The 17,297-nt window shown below is 43.6% G+C and carries 14 protein-coding genes and 1 other annotated feature; of the genes, 11 read left to right on the forward strand and 3 right to left on the reverse strand.

The genetic code is table 11. The annotated features are described in order from the left end of the window. Positions 1-56: 56 nt before the first annotated feature. From AC0NJP_RS11665 to AC0NJP_RS11680, 4 genes are all read left to right on the forward strand, one after another. The gene (locus AC0NJP_RS11665) at positions 57-1,745 is read left to right on the forward strand and encodes a sensor histidine kinase (protein ID WP_474699891.1); all 1,689 of its coding nucleotides are present in this window, start codon (positions 57-59) and stop codon (positions 1,743-1,745) included. An 89-nt stretch (positions 1,746-1,834) separates the two neighbouring features. After that, positions 1,835-3,865 carry a methyl-accepting chemotaxis protein gene (locus tag AC0NJP_RS11670; RefSeq protein WP_474699892.1) on the forward strand — a complete coding sequence of 677 codons (2,031 nt, stop codon included), beginning with the start codon at positions 1,835-1,837 and terminating at the stop codon, positions 3,863-3,865. A 52-nt stretch (positions 3,866-3,917) separates the two neighbouring features. Next, the gene (locus tag AC0NJP_RS11675) at positions 3,918-4,583 is read left to right on the forward strand and encodes a response regulator (protein WP_474038879.1); all 666 of its coding nucleotides are present in this window, start codon (positions 3,918-3,920) and stop codon (positions 4,581-4,583) included. A gap of 67 nt (positions 4,584-4,650) precedes the next feature. Beyond that, entirely contained in the window at positions 4,651-5,130 is a 480-nt protein-coding gene (locus tag AC0NJP_RS11680) for an HD domain-containing protein (RefSeq protein WP_474699893.1), read from the forward strand. A gap of 77 nt (positions 5,131-5,207) precedes the next feature. Here the strand turns inward: AC0NJP_RS11680 and AC0NJP_RS11685 are convergent, their stop codons facing one another. Further along, positions 5,208-6,500 carry an MFS transporter gene (locus AC0NJP_RS11685; protein ID WP_474699894.1) on the reverse strand — a complete coding sequence of 431 codons (1,293 nt, stop codon included), beginning with the start codon at positions 6,498-6,500 and terminating at the stop codon, positions 5,208-5,210. A gap of 65 nt (positions 6,501-6,565) precedes the next feature. Continuing rightward, positions 6,566-6,827, reverse strand: a binding site (T-box leader). A gap of 249 nt (positions 6,828-7,076) precedes the next feature. On the opposite strand from AC0NJP_RS11685, the gene AC0NJP_RS11690 reads away from it, so the two are divergent. Further along, complete coding sequence (locus tag AC0NJP_RS11690) at positions 7,077-8,165, forward strand: response regulator (RefSeq protein WP_474699895.1); 1,089 nt, start codon at positions 7,077-7,079, stop codon at positions 8,163-8,165. Positions 8,166-8,235: 70 nt separating this feature from the next. On the opposite strand, the gene AC0NJP_RS11695 is transcribed toward AC0NJP_RS11690, so the two are convergent. Beyond that, on the reverse strand, positions 8,236-9,534 hold the full coding sequence (locus AC0NJP_RS11695) for an SLC13 family permease (RefSeq protein WP_474699896.1): 1,299 nt from the start codon (positions 9,532-9,534) through the stop codon (positions 8,236-8,238). Positions 9,535-9,783: 249 nt separating this feature from the next. Here AC0NJP_RS11695 and AC0NJP_RS11700 point away from each other — a divergent pair, with 249 nt between their 5' ends. Both AC0NJP_RS11700 and dapA read left to right on the forward strand, forming a co-directional pair. Then, entirely contained in the window at positions 9,784-10,731 is a 948-nt protein-coding gene (locus tag AC0NJP_RS11700; protein ID WP_474699897.1) for a 2-hydroxyacid dehydrogenase, read from the forward strand. 114 nt (positions 10,732-10,845) lie between these two features. Beyond that, positions 10,846-11,730, forward strand: coding sequence for a 4-hydroxy-tetrahydrodipicolinate synthase (gene dapA, locus AC0NJP_RS11705; protein WP_474699898.1), 885 nt, complete (start codon positions 10,846-10,848; stop codon positions 11,728-11,730). Positions 11,731-11,819: 89 nt separating this feature from the next. Here the strand turns inward: dapA and AC0NJP_RS11710 are convergent, their stop codons facing one another. Then, the gene (locus AC0NJP_RS11710) at positions 11,820-12,782 is read right to left on the reverse strand and encodes a LysR family transcriptional regulator (protein WP_474699899.1); all 963 of its coding nucleotides are present in this window, start codon (positions 12,780-12,782) and stop codon (positions 11,820-11,822) included. 170 nt (positions 12,783-12,952) lie between these two features. Here AC0NJP_RS11710 and AC0NJP_RS11715 point away from each other — a divergent pair, with 170 nt between their 5' ends. From AC0NJP_RS11715 to chrA, 4 genes are all read left to right on the forward strand, one after another. Beyond that, entirely contained in the window at positions 12,953-13,804 is an 852-nt protein-coding gene (locus tag AC0NJP_RS11715) for a DUF6282 family protein (RefSeq protein ID WP_474699900.1), read from the forward strand. 110 nt (positions 13,805-13,914) lie between these two features. Next, positions 13,915-15,276 (forward strand): putative DNA modification/repair radical SAM protein, encoded by a 1,362-nt coding sequence (locus tag AC0NJP_RS11720; RefSeq protein WP_474699901.1) that lies wholly within the window; start codon positions 13,915-13,917, stop codon positions 15,274-15,276. Next, positions 15,270-16,094 (forward strand): TIGR03915 family putative DNA repair protein, encoded by an 825-nt coding sequence (locus tag AC0NJP_RS11725; protein ID WP_474699902.1) that lies wholly within the window; start codon positions 15,270-15,272, stop codon positions 16,092-16,094. Before AC0NJP_RS11720 ends, AC0NJP_RS11725 begins: the two co-directional genes overlap by 7 nt. A 2-nt stretch (positions 16,095-16,096) precedes the next feature. Beyond that, complete coding sequence (chrA, locus tag AC0NJP_RS11730; protein WP_474699903.1) at positions 16,097-17,275, forward strand: chromate efflux transporter; 1,179 nt, start codon at positions 16,097-16,099, stop codon at positions 17,273-17,275. The last annotated feature ends 22 nt before the right edge of the window (positions 17,276-17,297 follow it).

The following is a 17,297-nucleotide window of genomic DNA, read 5'->3' on the forward strand; positions in this document are numbered from 1 at the left end:
ATTGTTAACAGTGAATGAAAAGTGTTTTGCTTGTTGAGAAAGGATCATTTGCTTACATGGATCTCGTTTACTATAGCGCTAAGGCGTATATTCCCTTTACCTTATTCGTGATTGGGGCTCTGATTGCTCTGGCAACCTATACCTGGCAATTTCGCAGTCTTCCTGGCGTGAAGTCTCAGGTTGGCGGGCAATTATGTCGTAGTGCTTGGTTGCTGTTTATGGTTTTCACAGGTTTATCCGATCCGTCCGATAAGTTACTGTGGGTATCGCTCGGAGAATGTATGAGTTATTTTTCCAGCTGTTTTTGGTTTGCTTTTGTTTTAGAAATTAGTCAGCAGGAGAATCGATTCTGGCGTTTCGCAAAGCGTGGTTATTTTCTTCTCGGTCTGTTGATGACAGTGGCTATTTTTTCGAATCCATGGCACGAGCAGTATTGGCAGACCATAGCAGTAACTGACGATATTGTTATGGCTACAGCTGGTCCGATTTTTTCGATTGCTGCTCCACTTTCTTATACTTTCTGCCTCGTTACATTATCGCTTGGGTTTCGTTGGATTTTACGAACAACAGGATTACGGCGGCGGCAAGCCTGGTGGTTTTCCTGTTCGGGATTTTTTTCTTTAATAGGTATTATTTTAGATAATATACCAGAGTGCCAACCTTTGGCGCCCATGCCGTTAGGCTTTTTATTATCAAGCTCTTTTGTTACCTGGGGCTTTTATCGTTGGCAGACTTATGCAATTTTACCTGTAGCTCAGCAAGTTGCTGTGAGGAATATGATAGATGGTTTGATTGTTGTTGACGAGTATGGTTATATTGCTGATCGCAACACGGCGGCACAAGATATTTTACAAGGCCTTGCGGCGAATATTGGCGATTCCTTTAATGATATGATATCTAGTTGGCCTGCCTTAGCGGAAGCAATTAATAACAGTGAGCAGCCGGTTCATGAGGTACAGCGGGAACGACTGGGACAGGTTTTTTATTATGAATTTCATAAAGTCCGCTTACAATCAAATGGTCATTATTTAGGCATGATTTTTCTGTTTAAAGATATTACAAAGCAAAAAATGGATCAGTATAAAATGTTGGAACAGGAACGAGCTTTGTCTATTTTGCAGGAACGAGAACGTCTTCGCCGCGAGTTGCATGACGGTCCAGGCCAAATTTGGAGCTATTTAAAGTTGGAGCAGGAAAGTGCCATTGATCTGATCGTAGCAGGAAAAACGGTAAAAGCTAAAAGCGTTTTGGAAAAACTCGTCAAGACAGTTGATATGCTCCATAACGATGTTCGTGAAGCCATCAATGGTTTAAAAACGGCTACAGCGAAACAGGGATTTTTTCCAGCATTGAAAGAGTTTTTAAGTTGGTATGAAGAAACGTATAGCATCGAAACAAGACTCTTGATTCCTGAAGATCTGATCGTTTCTTTTACACCTAAAGAGGAATTACAATTGCTGCGGATTATACAAGAAGCAATGACGAATGCCCGCAAGCATGCCCGGACTGCTTCGATTGAAGTATCTTTTATGGTCCAAAACGGGCGGATTACGATTACTGTGGCTGATGATGGCTGTGGCTTTTCTTTGGAGGAGCGGCCTCAGGCTCAAGGCGGTCAACATCAAGGTCTAGTGATCATGCAGGAAAGAGCTGGCGATTTAGGCGGACGATTAGAGATTGAATCAGAGCAAGGTCTTGGTACCAAGGTTAGGATTTATTTGCCGCAAAATCAAAGGAGTGCATAGATGGTGAAATGGCTTTTAGTGGATGCTAGCAGTTTGTATGTTGAGGAACTGTTACGACAACTGCATGATTTTTTTAAGGAGGACTACTGATGACAGTACGGTCCATTAGTGCAAGACTCATATTAACTATTTTGCCTGTTATCTTAGTTTCATTTATAGTACTTACTGGCATAAGCTATTATTATTCTTCGATTTATCTTGAAAAAAATATTAATGAAAGTATGAACTCATTAAGTAAATATATTTCTTTGCAAGTGCAGAATCCGGTTCATAATATTATTCTTCAACTTGAAGATGCAGCGGCTGGCGATAAGCTAAAATCTGGCGAGCGACCTAACGTTGTTGCTGGAATGCAGGAATATCAAAAGCGGATGAAGACAGTGAATAATTTGTTTTTCGTGTATGCTGACGGAAGAGTAGTTCGTTCTGACAATACAACATCCAATGCCTTAGATCGAGATTATTTTAAGGCTGTTACGGCAACGAAACAGCCTTTCGTTTCAGCGCCTGTTGTTGCTAAAAACAATGGCAAGCTATCCGTTATGATTGCTGTACCGGTTTTTGGCGCGAATCAACAGTACATAGGTCTTGTAGCGGCTGTTTATACGCTTGATGCGATTACTGATATGATTGAACAGATAAAGTTTAAGGAAACTGGCTATGTTACCTTGGCAGATGGAGCGGGTATGTTAATGGCTCAGCCCAAGGCACACGAGCTAGTAGGAAAATTAAATCTTTCTACAGCAAAGCAGGCGGCAGAGTTGAATTTAGCAAGTGACTTAGATGAACGCTTAATAAAACTATTTAAAGCCGCAACAGAGCAAGGGCAAACAGTCAGAGGCGTCTATAATTTTGTGAATCAGGATGTTCGCGTGGGTTTCTTTATGCCAGTCGATATGGGAAACGGGCAAAAATGGGTTGTTATGATTTCTGCTGATGAGAGCGAGTTGAAGGCAGATGTCAGGAAAATGACAATCCTGCTAGCAGTTGGCGCCTTTATTTGTATTGTGCTTACAGGGCTTAGTGTAATTTGGCTGAGTCGGCGCTTTACGAAACCAATTGTAGTGATGCAGCTTTCCCTTGAGCAGTTGGCGGCAGGCGATTTGCGGGAAACTGCTCTTACCGTACACAGTCATGATGAGATTGGAAAAATGGCCCAAGCCTTTATTCGAATGCGGCAGCAACTGAATCGGATCGTAGGACAAGTTAGAACAAATGCTGACATGGTAGCTGCCTCTAGCGAAGAGTTAAGCGCTACTGTTACGGAACAACTAAAAGCCTCAGAGGTGATTGCCAGAACTGCAAATACAATGGCCTCTGGCGCAGCTCAAAATACAAGAAGTATTGGCGAAGTATCGGCAGTATTTGAACAAATCTCTGCAAGTACTGAGGAAATGAATGCGAGTGCCGAACAAGTCAATGGACAAACTTGCCAGGCCGTACAAGATGCGCGTCAAGGGATGGAACTCATTCAAAAAGTGGTAGAGCAAAACAATACTGTAGAAGTATCAATGGGCGAAATTACGGATATTTCGCAGGAGCTGGTTCAAAGTTCTGCTAGTATAGAAAATATTGTTACGGTGATTCGTAATATTGCTGGACAAACAAATCTTTTAGCATTAAATGCGGCAATTGAAGCCGCTCGAGCCGGCGAAGCTGGACGTGGTTTTGCTGTTGTTGCCGAAGAAGTTCGTAAGCTTGCTGAACAAAGTGCGGAAGCGACAAGCCATATTCAGGACATTATTGTCAAGATGACGGCAGCGATTGAACGAGCTGTAGCGACTGTAAATAAAACGAATAATGAAGTTGCGGAAGGAAAACATGCTGTTGCTGATACCGAAAATGGGTTACAGCGGATTATTACGCAATTAGAACAGGTACAGCAAGGAATTGGGCAGATAACACGGGCTGTTCAGGAAACGGCAGATGGCATGCAATCTGCTGTCTTAAATGTACAGGATTTAAATGGTGTTGCCGATGAAACGAAAGCGAATACAGAAACGGTTGCTTCTGCTGCACAGGAGCAAAATGCGAGTTTGCATGAAGTGAATGAAAACGTAAGGGCCCTAACGAAAATGGCCTCAGAACTCGACGATATTACGAAACAATTTAAGATTTAGATCATAGAACTACAATTAGATTTATTTGCCGCAAAATCAAAGGAGTGCATAGATGGTGAAATGGCTCTTAGTGGATGATAGCAGTTTGTATGTAGAAGGGCTAGCCGATTTTTTGCGCTGCCATGGCTTGAATGTAGTAGGAACAGCTGGCAATGGTTTGGAGGCGCTCGTAAAAGTAGAGATTTATCAGCCTGATGTAATTCTGATGGATGTGCAGATGGAGGGCTGTGACGGCATAGAAACAACGCGAATTATTAAACATGATTTTCCTCATATTGAAATTGTTATGCTTTCCGTATCGGAAGATGAGGAGCATTTATTTGAAGCGATTCGTGCTGGGGCCTCCGGCTATTTGCTGAAACATATGAAAGGCGAGGCACTTTGGGCTCAAATTCAAAGTCTCATGCGCGGCGAAGCTCCACTTGCGCCTACTCTAGTCCGGCGAATTTTACGAGAATTTTCACAGCTTAAACCAAGCATGGAACAAAAGGAGATAGCCGAAACAGAGCAAGTAGCCTTAAATTCGCTAAGTGAGCGGCAGGAAGCTATTTTGAAACTCATGATTGATGGGCTGACTTATCGGGAAATCAGCGAGACGATTGATCTGCGAGAAACGACGATAAAATATCATGTGAATGAAATTTTACGGAAGCTAAGGTGTAATAATCGCACTCAGTTGATTGCTTATGCATCGAAATTTTATAAAGATGGGCGATAAGGACAAGGGTGTGGTCTAAATAGCAACGGCAACGAGAGAAGCTGAGAAAGAGTAGGATGAGTTAGCTATGAATAAGATTTTTACAGTACAAAGCATTTTTCTAGCGGAAATTAATAAGTATGTTGGAACAGGGGAAGCAGACCGCGATTACCCCTTAGACTGGGAACGAATTCACATGGCAAGCTGTGGGCGTCTTGGCCAGCTGCTCGCTGTGAAACGTGGCGTCGATCCAGAGCTGACAGCCATTGCCACATCGCTTCACGACTATGGCCGTGTGATTACAGGCAAGCAGGCGGGCCATGCTGAGGCAGCATATGGACCGCTGATAGAATTTTTGACGAACCTGAAGCTATTTACTTCCGCCGAAATAGAAAGCTTAGCGTTAGCGGCTAAGCATCATAGTAGTAAAGAGGTAGTTGGAACACCGCTAGAAGAAATTGTAAAAGACGCCGATGTGCTTGATTGCTATCAGTACGGACAAACTTTAGTCAGGCAGGAACAGCGCGATCGACTGGCACAAGTGCAAAAAGAGTTAGGTCTAATCTAATATTTATTTAATATGAGGGAAAAAAACTGACAGCTGCGTTAAACGCAACTGTCAGTTTTTTGTACTTATGGGTCATTCTATACCGCTTCTTTCTCTGCTGATATGACTGGGTTTTGTACAAGCGACCGCTCTGGTCTGACAAAGATCCAAGCTACCATACCGGCTACGGCGAAGGCGGCAGTAACGGTAATTGCGGATTGCCACCCATAATTTGTGGCAATCCAGGCAGTAAGAATGGGGGCGATAACGCCGCCGATATTTCCCCAGAAATTCATCCAACCAGAGACCGAGCCAGCAAAAGCTCCGCCGAGATCAATGCAAGTAGACCAGCCAGCTGTAAAGGTTAGGCCGAGTGAGCCGAGCGATAGGGTGAGCCAAAAGACATTGAGGGTAGGTGTTGTGGCGGTAGCGCCAAGATACAGGCCAAGACAGCAAAGGCCGAGACCTACAATGCCCGATAAAGTGCGTATCCGGTGCTTGGAAGCTCCTTTGGCAATGAGTTTGTCACTCCAATAGCCGGTGACCAAGGTTACAAGACACAAAGCGGCCCAAGGAAAGGAAGCGGCAATGCCCATCTTTTGCAGAGAGAAGTTTTGCGCCTCCATGAGGTAGAGGGGGAGCCAAGCTAAAAAGACATACATAATATAGTCCGTAATGAAGAATTGCAGGCCAATGGCCCAAAACTGCGAAGACGATAAGAAGTGTTTCCATGGAGCCATGACTTTTTTTGTTTGCCCAAGAGGAACTTTGTTTTGGTCGATCCAAGCGGCTTCTGCCGCATTTACGAAGGGACTTTGCTTCGGCTCATCTTTCGCGAAATAATACCAGGCGGCAGCTAGAACCAAGCCCATGGCGCCGAAGATAACAAAGACAGAACGCCAGCCAAAAGCGAGCATGAGTGCGACAGTCAAGGCTGGACCGACAACCGGGCCAAAAAAGACGCCACTTAATAAGAATGAAGTACCGCGTGATTTTTCATCGTTATGGAACCAGCGATAAATAAAGCGACCGAAAGAAGGTGCTAAAGGACCTTCACCAACGCCGAATAAGGCGCGAACGCCGATAAACAGGGACAAGCTATTGCACGCTGCCGTCAGAGCCGTAAATACAGACCACAAAGCAGCTGCGCCACTGACAACAAGACGATGCCCTAAGACTTCCGATAAAATTCCGCCGGGAATCTGCATGAGGGAATAGCCTACAAAGAAAGCGGTTTGTAAAAGACCCATATCAAGCTTAGTAAAAGCAAATTCTTTCATGATTTCTGGTGTGGCCACCGATAGATTGACGCGGTCCATATAGGAGATGAAGCTGATAAGAAATACGAGTGCGCCTAAAAACCAACGGAAATTCGAAGCTTTTTGATTCATAAAATCCTCCTTGAAATTTTTAAATGAAGACTGTTTTCGGGAAAATAAAAAAACTCTTTCCCCAGGCAAGGGGCAAGAGTTTCATCTCGCGGTACCACCCTTATTGTCCTTTCCAACAGAAAGAACATCTCTCATCAGGTCAAACAACCCTAAGCAAATAACGGTTGCACTCTTGCGAGCTGAGTCCGGCGCAGCTTACTAGGCTCTAGAAACCGTTAAGCTTTGCAGTTCAGGAGTGATTGATTCTCACTGGTTTGTTTCTGGCTCGCACCAACCGCCAGATCTCTGGAAACGTCGCAGCAAGGTAGTCTCCTTCATCACTTTTTAAAGTAATTTTTTTATTGTGAGTGTAAAGTTGTAATGGATCAAGTATAGCTTAGGAAGCTGCGATCGTCAAGATTTTTTTTGACAGATTTTTTTATAATTTTTTAAAAACAATTTTAGGGACGCCCCGAGAGGCGTTTTGCATCTCTTGTCGTTATTTTGAGAAATTTCCGGATTTTTGCAGGAAAGTCACTGTTTCATAGAGAAAAAATCCAGAAAATCAGCCTTGCTTAAGGATGAGGGGGCAATAGAATGCAGTACTACAAAAATACAGTTTTATTTGTAGATGATGAAATTAGTGTGCTGAATTCGCTTAAACGTGGTGTAGCCGATGAACCCTTTTGGCCGCTCTTTGCGACTTCGGCGGAAGCGGCGTTGGAATTGCTGGCAAAGCATGAGGTCAGTGTATTAGTCACTGATATTCGTATGCCAGGAACAGATGGTATCGCCTTCTTACAAAAAATAAAAGGGATGTATCCTAATACGTTACGGATTGTTTTATCAGGTTATGCTCTTTTATCGCTTGATCAAGTTCTTGCTGCCATGAATCATGGCGAAATTTACCGCTTTATTACAAAGCCTTGGCGTATGGAAGAGGATTTACTGCCTGTATTGCGTCAAGGGATCGAATATTATAACTTAATCAAAGAGAAGCAGAATATAGAACGTTCTTTGCAGCATAAAAATGAAGCTTATAAAAAGATGTTGCGCCTTATGGAGGAAAAGTCTGCTACTGCCGCTGACAAGATTGGTCATGTGGGAAACGTGTTTACGAAGATGTTTTCCGGTTTGGAACGAGAACTGCATAAATCGGATCGGAGTTGGGGAAAAGCCGCTACAAGTCTTAAAATTGTCGAAGCTTTTACAGCGTCTTATTTTAAGACCATGCCTGCCGCTTTCAGCGAATTTACTTTATCAGCAGTTGCCGAGGCTTTGCAGCAACATGTGAAAGAGCGCCATAGCGGACTTCGCTATCAAGAAAAGTTACCCCAGGAACTTGTGACGGTTATGGGCAATGGTCTCTTATTGCAGATGATTCTTGCTTGTGTCATTGACCTTGTTTGCTGGTCCGGCGATGATCGAAAAGTGGATTATATTTTATCTTTTGAAAAGTATCAAGACAGGGGCCTTGTCCGCATGAGCAATGTTTTTCAGCTTGGCTATGTTGACGGGGCTACTGTACTGATTGACTCTGATGAACTGCTTACTTATGAAAATCTTGATTATTATGTAAGTCTTTTATCCCTTATGGGAGCGCCTTATGGCATTACGGCGACTTATACCTATGTGAATCAGAATACGTCCATGATTTCGGTAGTAGCCGAGTTATTAATTGCATAGTTTTTATCAGATATAAAAAAACAGACTGGACTTTGTTTTAGGCAAAGTTCAGTCTGTTCTATTTAGCGAATTAGAGGAGCAAATAAATAATGGCGCTCATTACTACCGAGCTTGATAAACAGATGGGAACGGCACGGAATAGTAGGTTCGAAAATAAGCTAGTACGGGCTTCGTCGCTGGTGCAAGCGCCAAGTACAAGGCTGCCGCCAGAGGAAAAGGGCGAGATCGCTGTTGCCTGAGCGCCGATAACAACGCAGGTAAATAAAATCATAGGATTGATGCCTGTGGCGGCAACAAGCGAAGGGATAATCGGGAACAGGGCGGGACAAACAACGCCTAGCGTACTGCTGAAGAAGGACATAATGCCAGCTACAATCGCAAGCGCTATAGGAACAAGGTAATAAGGCATGCTGGAGCCGATCCAACTGGCAAGCAATTTAATCGTTCCGGCTTTAATCGCTACGGAAATGAGCATTCCCACGCCGCAAATCATAATCAGTGTGCTCCAGGGAACATTGGCTATAACCTTTTTTTCATCAGCTAAATTTAATAAGAGGGCAACAACTGACAACACGATGGCAATGAGTCCGATGTCCATTTTGGAGTTAATAAAGGTGATCATTTTATTAGCCGGTAAAATCATATGGAGAATTGGCGCGGCCAAAACGATGACCATCATGAGAATAATTAGATAGAGTGTCGTCTTTTGTTTGCTGTCAAAGGGCTGCGGTTTTTCAATGGTGAAATTTTCTTTGGAGACTTTGCCATTTCTGGAGAAGAGCAGTAACCCGGAAATAACTAGAAGCGGAATTACCATGGTTGTTACAAAAATGGTTGTGGTGTAGGCAAAGGCAGAGTCGGCGGGAAAGCCAGCAGCTTCGATGAGGCTTTTAAACACAATACCGCTTTGACTTGTCATAAAGTTGGCGCCGCCTAGGGCGCCATAATTGGCTGCAACGGCGCCTACCATCTTATTCAAGCCTGTCTTTTCACAGAGCAACAGGGTGATTGGCGCCATGAAGGCCATAACCGTAAAAAAGCCAGCGCCTAGGCCGGCAATCAAAGTTGCGGCAAAGAAGATAGCAAAGGGCAGTAAGTGAGGATAGCGTCGGCAGCCATATAAAAGGTGGTTGGCCAGCTTTTCTAGTGTGCCGTTTACAAGGGCAAAGTTATAGAAGAGAGAAACAGCGAAAATAACAAAAAAGATACTAATCGGCCACATGCTTACGACTTCACTGGATTTTAAGTTCAACATAAAACAACCAATCAAATAAGCAAAGGCAATTGCAAAAAAACCGGTGTTTATTTTAGTTCGATAGCCTAAAATAATAGAAACCGCAATAGCGAGTACCACAAAAAAACTAATCATTTAAAGAAAATCCTCCTATTTCATTATAAAATACTAACAAAATACCACATGACGCTTATGACAATATGTTGTGAATATTCTTGGCATTTTGTATTTTAAATTATATAATGGGTAACTGCTATAATCAAATACTTGTTATTCTATGTCCCCTATAAATTTTTTCTATATAGGTTTATAGAGGAAGCGCGAAGTGTGATGTGTAAAAAATATCAATGAGAGTAAAAAGCGGTACACAAGGGGAGAATTGGCGTGAATTGTATTTTTCTTGATCAAATTACGGATGAAATGAAAGCGTTGCTCTGTCAAGAGGCGCCGCAGGATTTAGAACTGATTTTTCTTAGTGAATTAGAGGAAGCGGAACAGGAGAAAAAACTAGCTGAGGCTGATGCGTTTCTTACGGCAACGTATAAAGTGGATGAAGCGTTCATGAGTAAAGCGCCTAAACTGAAAATCGTTCAGAAAGTCGGTGTTGGCACCGATAATATTGACTCGGTGGCAGCGGCAAAACGCGGTATTGTAGTAGGCAATGTGCCTGGCGGCAATGCCAATGGGGTTGCTGAGCTGACAATCGGCCTGATTCTTGATTTATATCGTAAGACGATCCTGCTTGATCGACGTACGCGAGCCGGACAATGGTCCATGTGGACCTATCGGTCTTGTTCCTATGAAATAAAAGGAAAAACCCATGGTATCGTTGGTTTTGGTCATATTGGCAAACGGGTGGCGGAACTCTCCCGGGCTTTTGGCACGACCTTGCTTTATTATAATCGTACGCGCTTAGAACCCTCTATTGAAGCAAAGTATCAAGTAAAGTACGCCTCGTTGGAAGAGGTATTGCAGCAATCCGATATTGTGAGTGTCCATTTGCCATTAACAAGTGGGACGCGAGATTTTATTGCTGCCAAAGAACTAGCGCAGATGAAGCCAAGCTCTGTTCTCATTCATGTAGGCCGTGGTAATGTGGTCAATGAGCAAGCTTTATATGAAGCTTTGCGACAAGGGAAAATTGCGGGAGCCGCGATTGATGTTTGGGCCAGTGAACCAGTAGCAGCTGATAATCCCCTCTTGCAACTTGATAATGTCGTGGCGACGCCCCATGTTGGCGGTGGGACTGTTGATGCAGCTATTGAGATTTATCGCGTTTCTTTCGAGAAAATTGGCTGTCTGTTACGGTCTCAGCCAAGTATTTCACAATAAAATTACAGAATTTATGATTTTTCAAAGAAATAGAATTTCTTTTTCGCGTAAGATAGGCTAAAATCATAGTAGTAAGACTTTACATTTTTTCAAGAGAAATGAGGAGGAAAACTCATGAAACAACCATTATTTATCGGCTCTGCTGTGGCGATCGTCACTCCCTTTACGGATGACGGCGTCGACTATGAGAGTCTGGGGAAGCTGATTGAATTTCAGATCCAAAACGGCACCGACGCTCTCGTGATTTGCGGGACAACGGGTGAAGCTTCCACAATGCCTGATGAAGAACATATTGCCGTCATCCAATTTGCTGTAGAAAAGGTGGCGAAACGGATTCCTGTCATTGCCGGCACAGGCAGCAATGATACGCGTCATGCGATTGATCTTTCGAAAGAAGCGGAAGCTGTCGGCGCCGATGCCCTGCTCTCCGTAACTCCTTACTATAATAAAGCAACACAAAAAGGCCTTATCGATCATTTTAAAGCGATTGCTGAAAATGTAAATATTCCGATTATTCTTTATAATGTTCCTAGTCGGACGAACTTGAATATTAATCCGGAAACCGTTTATGAATTGTCTAAAGTAGACAACATTGTTGCAATCAAGGAATGTAATTTAGGTCAAGTCGGCGATATTATCAACTTATGTGGTGATAATATGACGGTTTATTCCGGTGAAGATGGCAATATTTTGCCACTCTTATCGCTAGGCGGTACAGGGGTTATTTCCACTATGGCCAATATCATTCCGCAGGATACTCATGATATGGTGATGAAATTTCATGCGGGCGATATTGCTGGCGCAAGAAAACTGCAGCTTAAAACTTTGAATCTCATCAAATCCCTTTTTAGTGAAGTAAATCCGATTCCTGTTAAAACAGCTGTGGGGCTGCTTGGCTATCGCGTGGGCCGTTGTCGTATGCCTTTGAGCGAACTAAGCGATAAGAATTTGGAATTCCTCAAGAAAGAAATGGCTGCTTACGGTTTGATTAAAGGCTAAGCTAAACACGGAGCTAAGCTGTTTTTAAATTTATGGAAACACCTCGCATCGGCAGGCGTGTGAACTGCCGATGCGAGGTGTTTTAGTTTTTATTCGAAAGAATGATTCAAATTTACTGGTGTGAAATGAAATTGTTCAGTGATCATGCTGATAAATAGCCGTGCCGCCCGGGAAATATAGGCGTCTTTTTGTACGGCGACACACATGGTCCAGTAGGGAGAATATTTTTCCTCAATGTGATAGTAATCAGGATGAAAGGTACTAGGAAAAATATCGAGGTATTGGCGGGGAACTAAGGTTATGCCAAGGCCTTCGCAAGCGAGTCTTCTCGCCGTTTCGTAGCTTTTAGTCGTTAAGGCGATGGTCGGCGTAATCGCTGCTTTCTGCAAGATTAAATCAGTGACTTGCCGGATTTTTTGTTCTTGGTGCAGCATAATGAAGGGCTCTTGGGCAAATAAGGTGAGATCGATCTGGGGAAATTCCAAGTCATTCTTGGGTATTGCATATTGTCGCAGCGGATGATTTGGTTTGGTTACCAGCACGAGTGGATCTTTAAATAAAGGGTGAATTTTAGTATTGATATTATTGGCATGTTCATTAAAAGGAAAAGTATGCATGATCGCAAAGTCGATTTCACCTGACGCGAGAGATTTATCAAGCTCGGTAGAATTTTTTTCAATGATAAATATTTCGATATTTGGACATTTTTGTTTAAAAGCGGGCAACACCAGCGGTAGCATATAAGTAGCCAAATACACGGTAATGCCAATGGTCATTCGGCCCTTTTTCAAATTGTTGATATCACTCACTTCAATTTCAAAATCATTATAGATTTTTAAAATATCAGTGGCCATTTGATAGTATCTTTCGCCAGCAAATGTCAGTAAAAGTCCTTTGCTTGTGCGCTTAAAGAGTTTGATTCCAAGGTTTGTTTCGATTTTTTGCATACAGACACTCAGGGATGGCTGGGTTAAAAACAGTTTTTTGGCCGCTTTCGACAGACTTTTTTCATCAGCTACTGTTTTTACGTAAAGAAGTTCACGTTCCGTCATTGTAGTGCAGCGCCTTCTTTCACTATGTATAAATTAAAACTATAGGGCTTATTAGAAATTATGTATTTGTTTATATATATAGAATTATTATATAATTGAGAACGAAAAACAACAAGAATATTCGAAAAAAATAAAAGAATTTCAGTCAAATCTAAAAAGGGAGGAAGACAATGGGAAATAGTGTAAAACCCTTTTCCGAGGAGTTACTTCAGGGCGTAATTGATACGCATATTCATACGAATCCTGACGTACGTCTTAGAAGACTTAATGATATTGAATTGGCTCGTGAAGCTTTGCGGGTAGGGGCAAAAGCGATCGTGATTAAGTCACATCTTGTGCCGACGATGGATCGAGCCAGTATTGCTGAGTATGTGGTGCCAGGAATTCGTGTTTTTGGCGGGCTCACGTTAAATTCGTATGTGGGCGGTATCAATCCGGCAGCCGTTGAGGTTGCTATCAAGATGGGCGCTAAAATTATTTGGCTGCCTACAGCCGATTCATCTCATGAAAAACGGCTGCAAGGGAAAAGCGGCGGCGTTACTTCCGTAGTAGATCGTAAGGTAACCCCAGAACTGCTTGCTGTATTGAAGCTGATTGCCGAACATAATATTGTGTTAGGCACAGGCCATTTAGCGCCAGAAGAAACGCTTATCGTTGTGGAAACAGCGAAACAACTAGGCGTTCAAAAAATCATTGTGAATCACCCGGAATGGTGGTCTATTAATATGTCGCTAGCGCAGCAGAAAGAATTAGCGCAGTATGGCGTGTTTTTTGAACGGTGTTATGCCACAAGACCGCCTGGTGAAGGGTATCGGAAAAACTTTGCGATCAATCTGGAAGCTGTTGCTGCAATCGGTTATGAATCGACGATTCTGGCTACCGATGGCGGACAGACGGAAAATCCGCTGTGGAGTGAAGCGTTGGCTGAGCATATTGACTTTTTTGTACAGTCCGGCGTCTCTCAGGTGGACATTGATCAAATGACTAAAATCAATCCGGCAAAACTGCTTGATCTGCTTTAATCGCTATGTCAGCATGCGAGTATCTCGTTTAGGTACTCGCTTTATTTTTGCTTCTTTGCAAGAACATATGTTCTGTATTATAATGATAAGAAGTAAGGGAGCTGATCAAAGTGGATGTTTTTGAAAAGCTGAAGATTTTAACGGATGCGGCGAAATATGATGTGGCTTGTACGTCAAGTGGTGTGGATAAACAGGCAGGCAAGGGCGGCATTGGCAGCGCCGCTGCCTGTGGAATCTGCCATACTTTTGCCGCTGACGGTCGCTGTGTTTCGTTGTTAAAAGTGCTTATGACCAATATTTGTATTTATGATTGTAAATATTGTATTAACCGTCGTTCCAATGAGACAGATCGCGCCGCCTTTTCGCCGCGGGAATTAGCAGATCTCACAATTAGTTTTTATCGCCGTAACTATATTGAGGGACTTTTTCTAAGTTCTGGCGTGTTTAAAAATCCTGATTATACTTGTGAACAGCTCATTGCTACGCTTAAAATTTTACGCCAGGAGTATCGCTTTGCTGGCTATATTCATGCAAAGGCTATTCCTGGCGCTGACAGCCGCCTGATCGAACAACTAGGGCTCTTGGCAGATCGTATGAGCGTTAATATTGAACTGCCGTCGCAAAAGAGCTTGGCGCTGCTCGCGCCTGATAAATCGAAGCATTCTATTTTAAAACCTATGGGGTTTATAACGGGAAAGCGGCAAGAAAACTCCCGCGATCTCGTAAAATATCGTCATGCGCCGAAATTCGCCCCAGCGGGGCAGAGTACCCAAATGATTATCGGCGCTACAGCTGATACGGATTTTCAGATTTTGCACTTAACGGAAAGTCTCTATAAAACCTATAAATTGAAGCGGGTCTTTTTTTCGGCGTACATACCTGTAGCTCAAGATAGTCTGCTGCCTGCCCTTGATGCGCCGCCGCTCTTAAGAGAGCATCGGCTCTATCAGGCTGACTGGCTGCTGCGTTTTTATGGTTTTCAGGCCACAGAACTACTTGATCAAACGCGGCAAAGTTTTGATCCGACGATGGACCCCAAATGCAGTTGGGCGCTTCATCATCCCGAGTTTTTCCCGGTAGAAATCAATCGGGCCGCTTATGAAGAATTACTGCGCGTACCGGGGATTGGCGTCTTGAGCGCTAAACGAATCATTCGGGCCAGACGCAGTGGTTCACTGACATTTGAAGGCGTAAAGAAGCTGGGCGTCGTCTTAAAACGGGCGCAGTATTTTATTACTTGCCGCGGCAAGACTTTTGCGGGTATGATCAAATCAGAGCAGGCGATGCTACAGTCGCTCCTATCAGTAAAGGAACTGCGGTTGTTGCAAGACAAGCCCGGTAACGAACAGTCCACGCAGCTATCGTTATTTCCTGAGGCGGTGGAACAAAGCGTACTTACAGCTTCATCGATCAAGCTGCCTAGCGGTTTGACCGATAAAGTGAGGCAGTTGGAGGCGACAGCATTATGGTAGCAGAAGCGCCTGTTTATCAATATGACGGTACTTTTGAAGGGCTCTTATGTTGTGTTTTTGCCAGTTATGACCGTAAAGAGATTCCTATCGATATTTTGCCGCCTGATCAAGCGGTGACGCTGCTATTTCCAATTGAAGCAATCGCGACAGATGAGGAAAAGGCGCAGCGCGTGTATCGCTCGATTCCGCAAAAAATCGGGAAAGAAGCGCTAGAGCTGATTCAAAAAGCCTTTCTGACGTGTCTGCCCCAAAAGGAATTAGCCATTCTCCATTTTTTACGCCTTGGCTATCGCGTCGGTCCTACTATTATGAATCAGCTGACCGAAGATTGTGTTGACAAGCTGGTAAAAGCAGTACGGTTTTTAGAACGAGAAAGCCATTTATTTAAAGGGTTTATTCGGTTTTCTATATTTGCGGAAGCCCTTGTCGCTGAAATTGAACCAAAAAACTTTGTATTGCCGTTGCTTGTAACGCATTTTCGCAGTCGCTATCCAGAAGAACGGTTTTTCATTTATGATCGAACGCATCAGATGGGGCTTATCTATGAAGCGTATCGGGCTCAGATTTTGCCTATTGCTGATTTTACTATGCCAGAGGCAGATGCTGAAGAAGTGAAATTTCGCCAATTGTGGCAGCTTTTCTATGAAACAATTGAAATCAAAGAACGGCACAATCCGCTTTGTCGGCGCAGCCAAATGCCGCAGCGTTACTGGAAATACCTCACGGAGTTTCAAAGCGATGTTTTGCCTGCCACAAAATTATTGCAGCTTGGTACAACCGATTCCTCATTATCGAACGATAATGAAACTAGAGGTTAGACATGGATGAGAATAAGAGTTGCTTCAGACGATTGCAAGAAATACTCATGGTCTCGCTTTATTTAGGTCTTACTTCATTTGGCGGGCCCATTGCGCATCTTGGCTATTTTCACGCCGAATATGTAAAAAAACGTAAGTGGATTAGTGAAGAACTTTATAGTGATTTGGTTGCTTTGTGTCAATTTCTCCCTGGACCGGCAAGCAGTCAAGTCGGTATAGCAATTGGAATTCACCGTGGCGGCATACTTGGAGGCATGATTGCGTGGTTTGGCTTTACAGTTCCCTCCGCATTTGTTCTCGTACTTGCCTATTATGGGTTGCACGATATGGACACAGCCCAATTAGCCTGGGTACATGGACTAAAGATTATTGCCGTAGCTGTTGTTGCCCAAGCGGTATGGAGCATGGGTGCTAAACTAGCGCCTGATAAAACCAGAGCCACAATAGCTATGATTGCGGCAGCAATCACGTTGCTTTGGCCGAATGCGTTGATTCAAGTAGGGATTATCGTAGCTGCAGGCTTCGTTGGTACTTTGCTTAAAAAGCCTGGAGTTGTGACCAATGACCAGACTCTGTCTTTTCCCCTCTCAAAAAAAAGCGGAATTATAGCGCTAGTTATATTGGCAGCTATGCTTGTTGGCTTGCCCATATTACGACAAGTCACCGGAAATGAGTGGCTTGGTATTTTTGATAGTTTTTTTAGGATTGGCTCGCTCGTTTTCGGTGGCGGCCATGTTGTCTTGCCGCTACTCGAAAAGGAAGTGGTTCCCGTGGGATGGGTGGAACGAGGCCAATTTTTAACTGGTTATGGCTTGACACAAGCTGTACCAGGGCCGCTGTTTACATTCGCCGCCTACCTTGGGGCGGTTATGGGTGGCTGGCTAGGCGCTGTTTTTACAACAGTTGCCATATTCTTGCCATCTTTCCTTTTCGTTATTGGTGTTGTACCTTTTTGGGATACTTTACGAACCAAGCCAAGTCTCCAAGCGGCGTTGTGGTCAATCAATGCGGCAGTCGTAGGTATACTGTTTGCCGCGCTGTATGATCCGGTTTGGACATCGGCAATAAACAACGCAGTCGATTTTACTGTAGCGATACTTTGTTTCGGACTCCTTCAGTTCTGGCGAGTACCTCCCTGGTGCGTCGTAATCATTGGTTGTTTATTGACGATGTGGCTATGATGAACCCCCTCTGGATCAGAGG

This window comes from Pelorhabdus sp. sgz311002, from assembly GCF_056134285.1.

Excerpts from the sequence above, each read along its gene's own strand:
- AC0NJP_RS11665 (WP_474699891.1), top strand. The coding sequence starts at position 57 with ATGGATCTCGTTTACTATAGCGCTAAGGCGTATATTCCCTTTACCTTA.
- AC0NJP_RS11670 (WP_474699892.1), top strand. The coding sequence starts at position 1,835 with ATGACAGTACGGTCCATTAGTGCAAGACTCATATTAACTATTTTGCCT.
- AC0NJP_RS11675 (WP_474038879.1), top strand. The coding sequence starts at position 3,918 with ATGGTGAAATGGCTCTTAGTGGATGATAGCAGTTTGTATGTAGAAGGG.
- AC0NJP_RS11680 (WP_474699893.1), top strand. The coding sequence starts at position 4,651 with ATGAATAAGATTTTTACAGTACAAAGCATTTTTCTAGCGGAAATTAAT.
- AC0NJP_RS11685 (WP_474699894.1), bottom strand. The coding sequence starts at position 6,500 with ATGAATCAAAAAGCTTCGAATTTCCGTTGGTTTTTAGGCGCACTCGTA.
- AC0NJP_RS11690 (WP_474699895.1), top strand. The coding sequence starts at position 7,077 with ATGCAGTACTACAAAAATACAGTTTTATTTGTAGATGATGAAATTAGT.
- AC0NJP_RS11695 (WP_474699896.1), bottom strand. The coding sequence starts at position 9,534 with ATGATTAGTTTTTTTGTGGTACTCGCTATTGCGGTTTCTATTATTTTA.
- dapA (WP_474699898.1), top strand. The coding sequence starts at position 10,846 with ATGAAACAACCATTATTTATCGGCTCTGCTGTGGCGATCGTCACTCCC.
- AC0NJP_RS11710 (WP_474699899.1), bottom strand. The coding sequence starts at position 12,782 with ATGACGGAACGTGAACTTCTTTACGTAAAAACAGTAGCTGATGAAAAA.
- AC0NJP_RS11715 (WP_474699900.1), top strand. The coding sequence starts at position 12,953 with ATGGGAAATAGTGTAAAACCCTTTTCCGAGGAGTTACTTCAGGGCGTA.
- AC0NJP_RS11725 (WP_474699902.1), top strand. The coding sequence starts at position 15,270 with ATGGTAGCAGAAGCGCCTGTTTATCAATATGACGGTACTTTTGAAGGG.
- chrA (WP_474699903.1), top strand. The coding sequence starts at position 16,097 with ATGGATGAGAATAAGAGTTGCTTCAGACGATTGCAAGAAATACTCATG.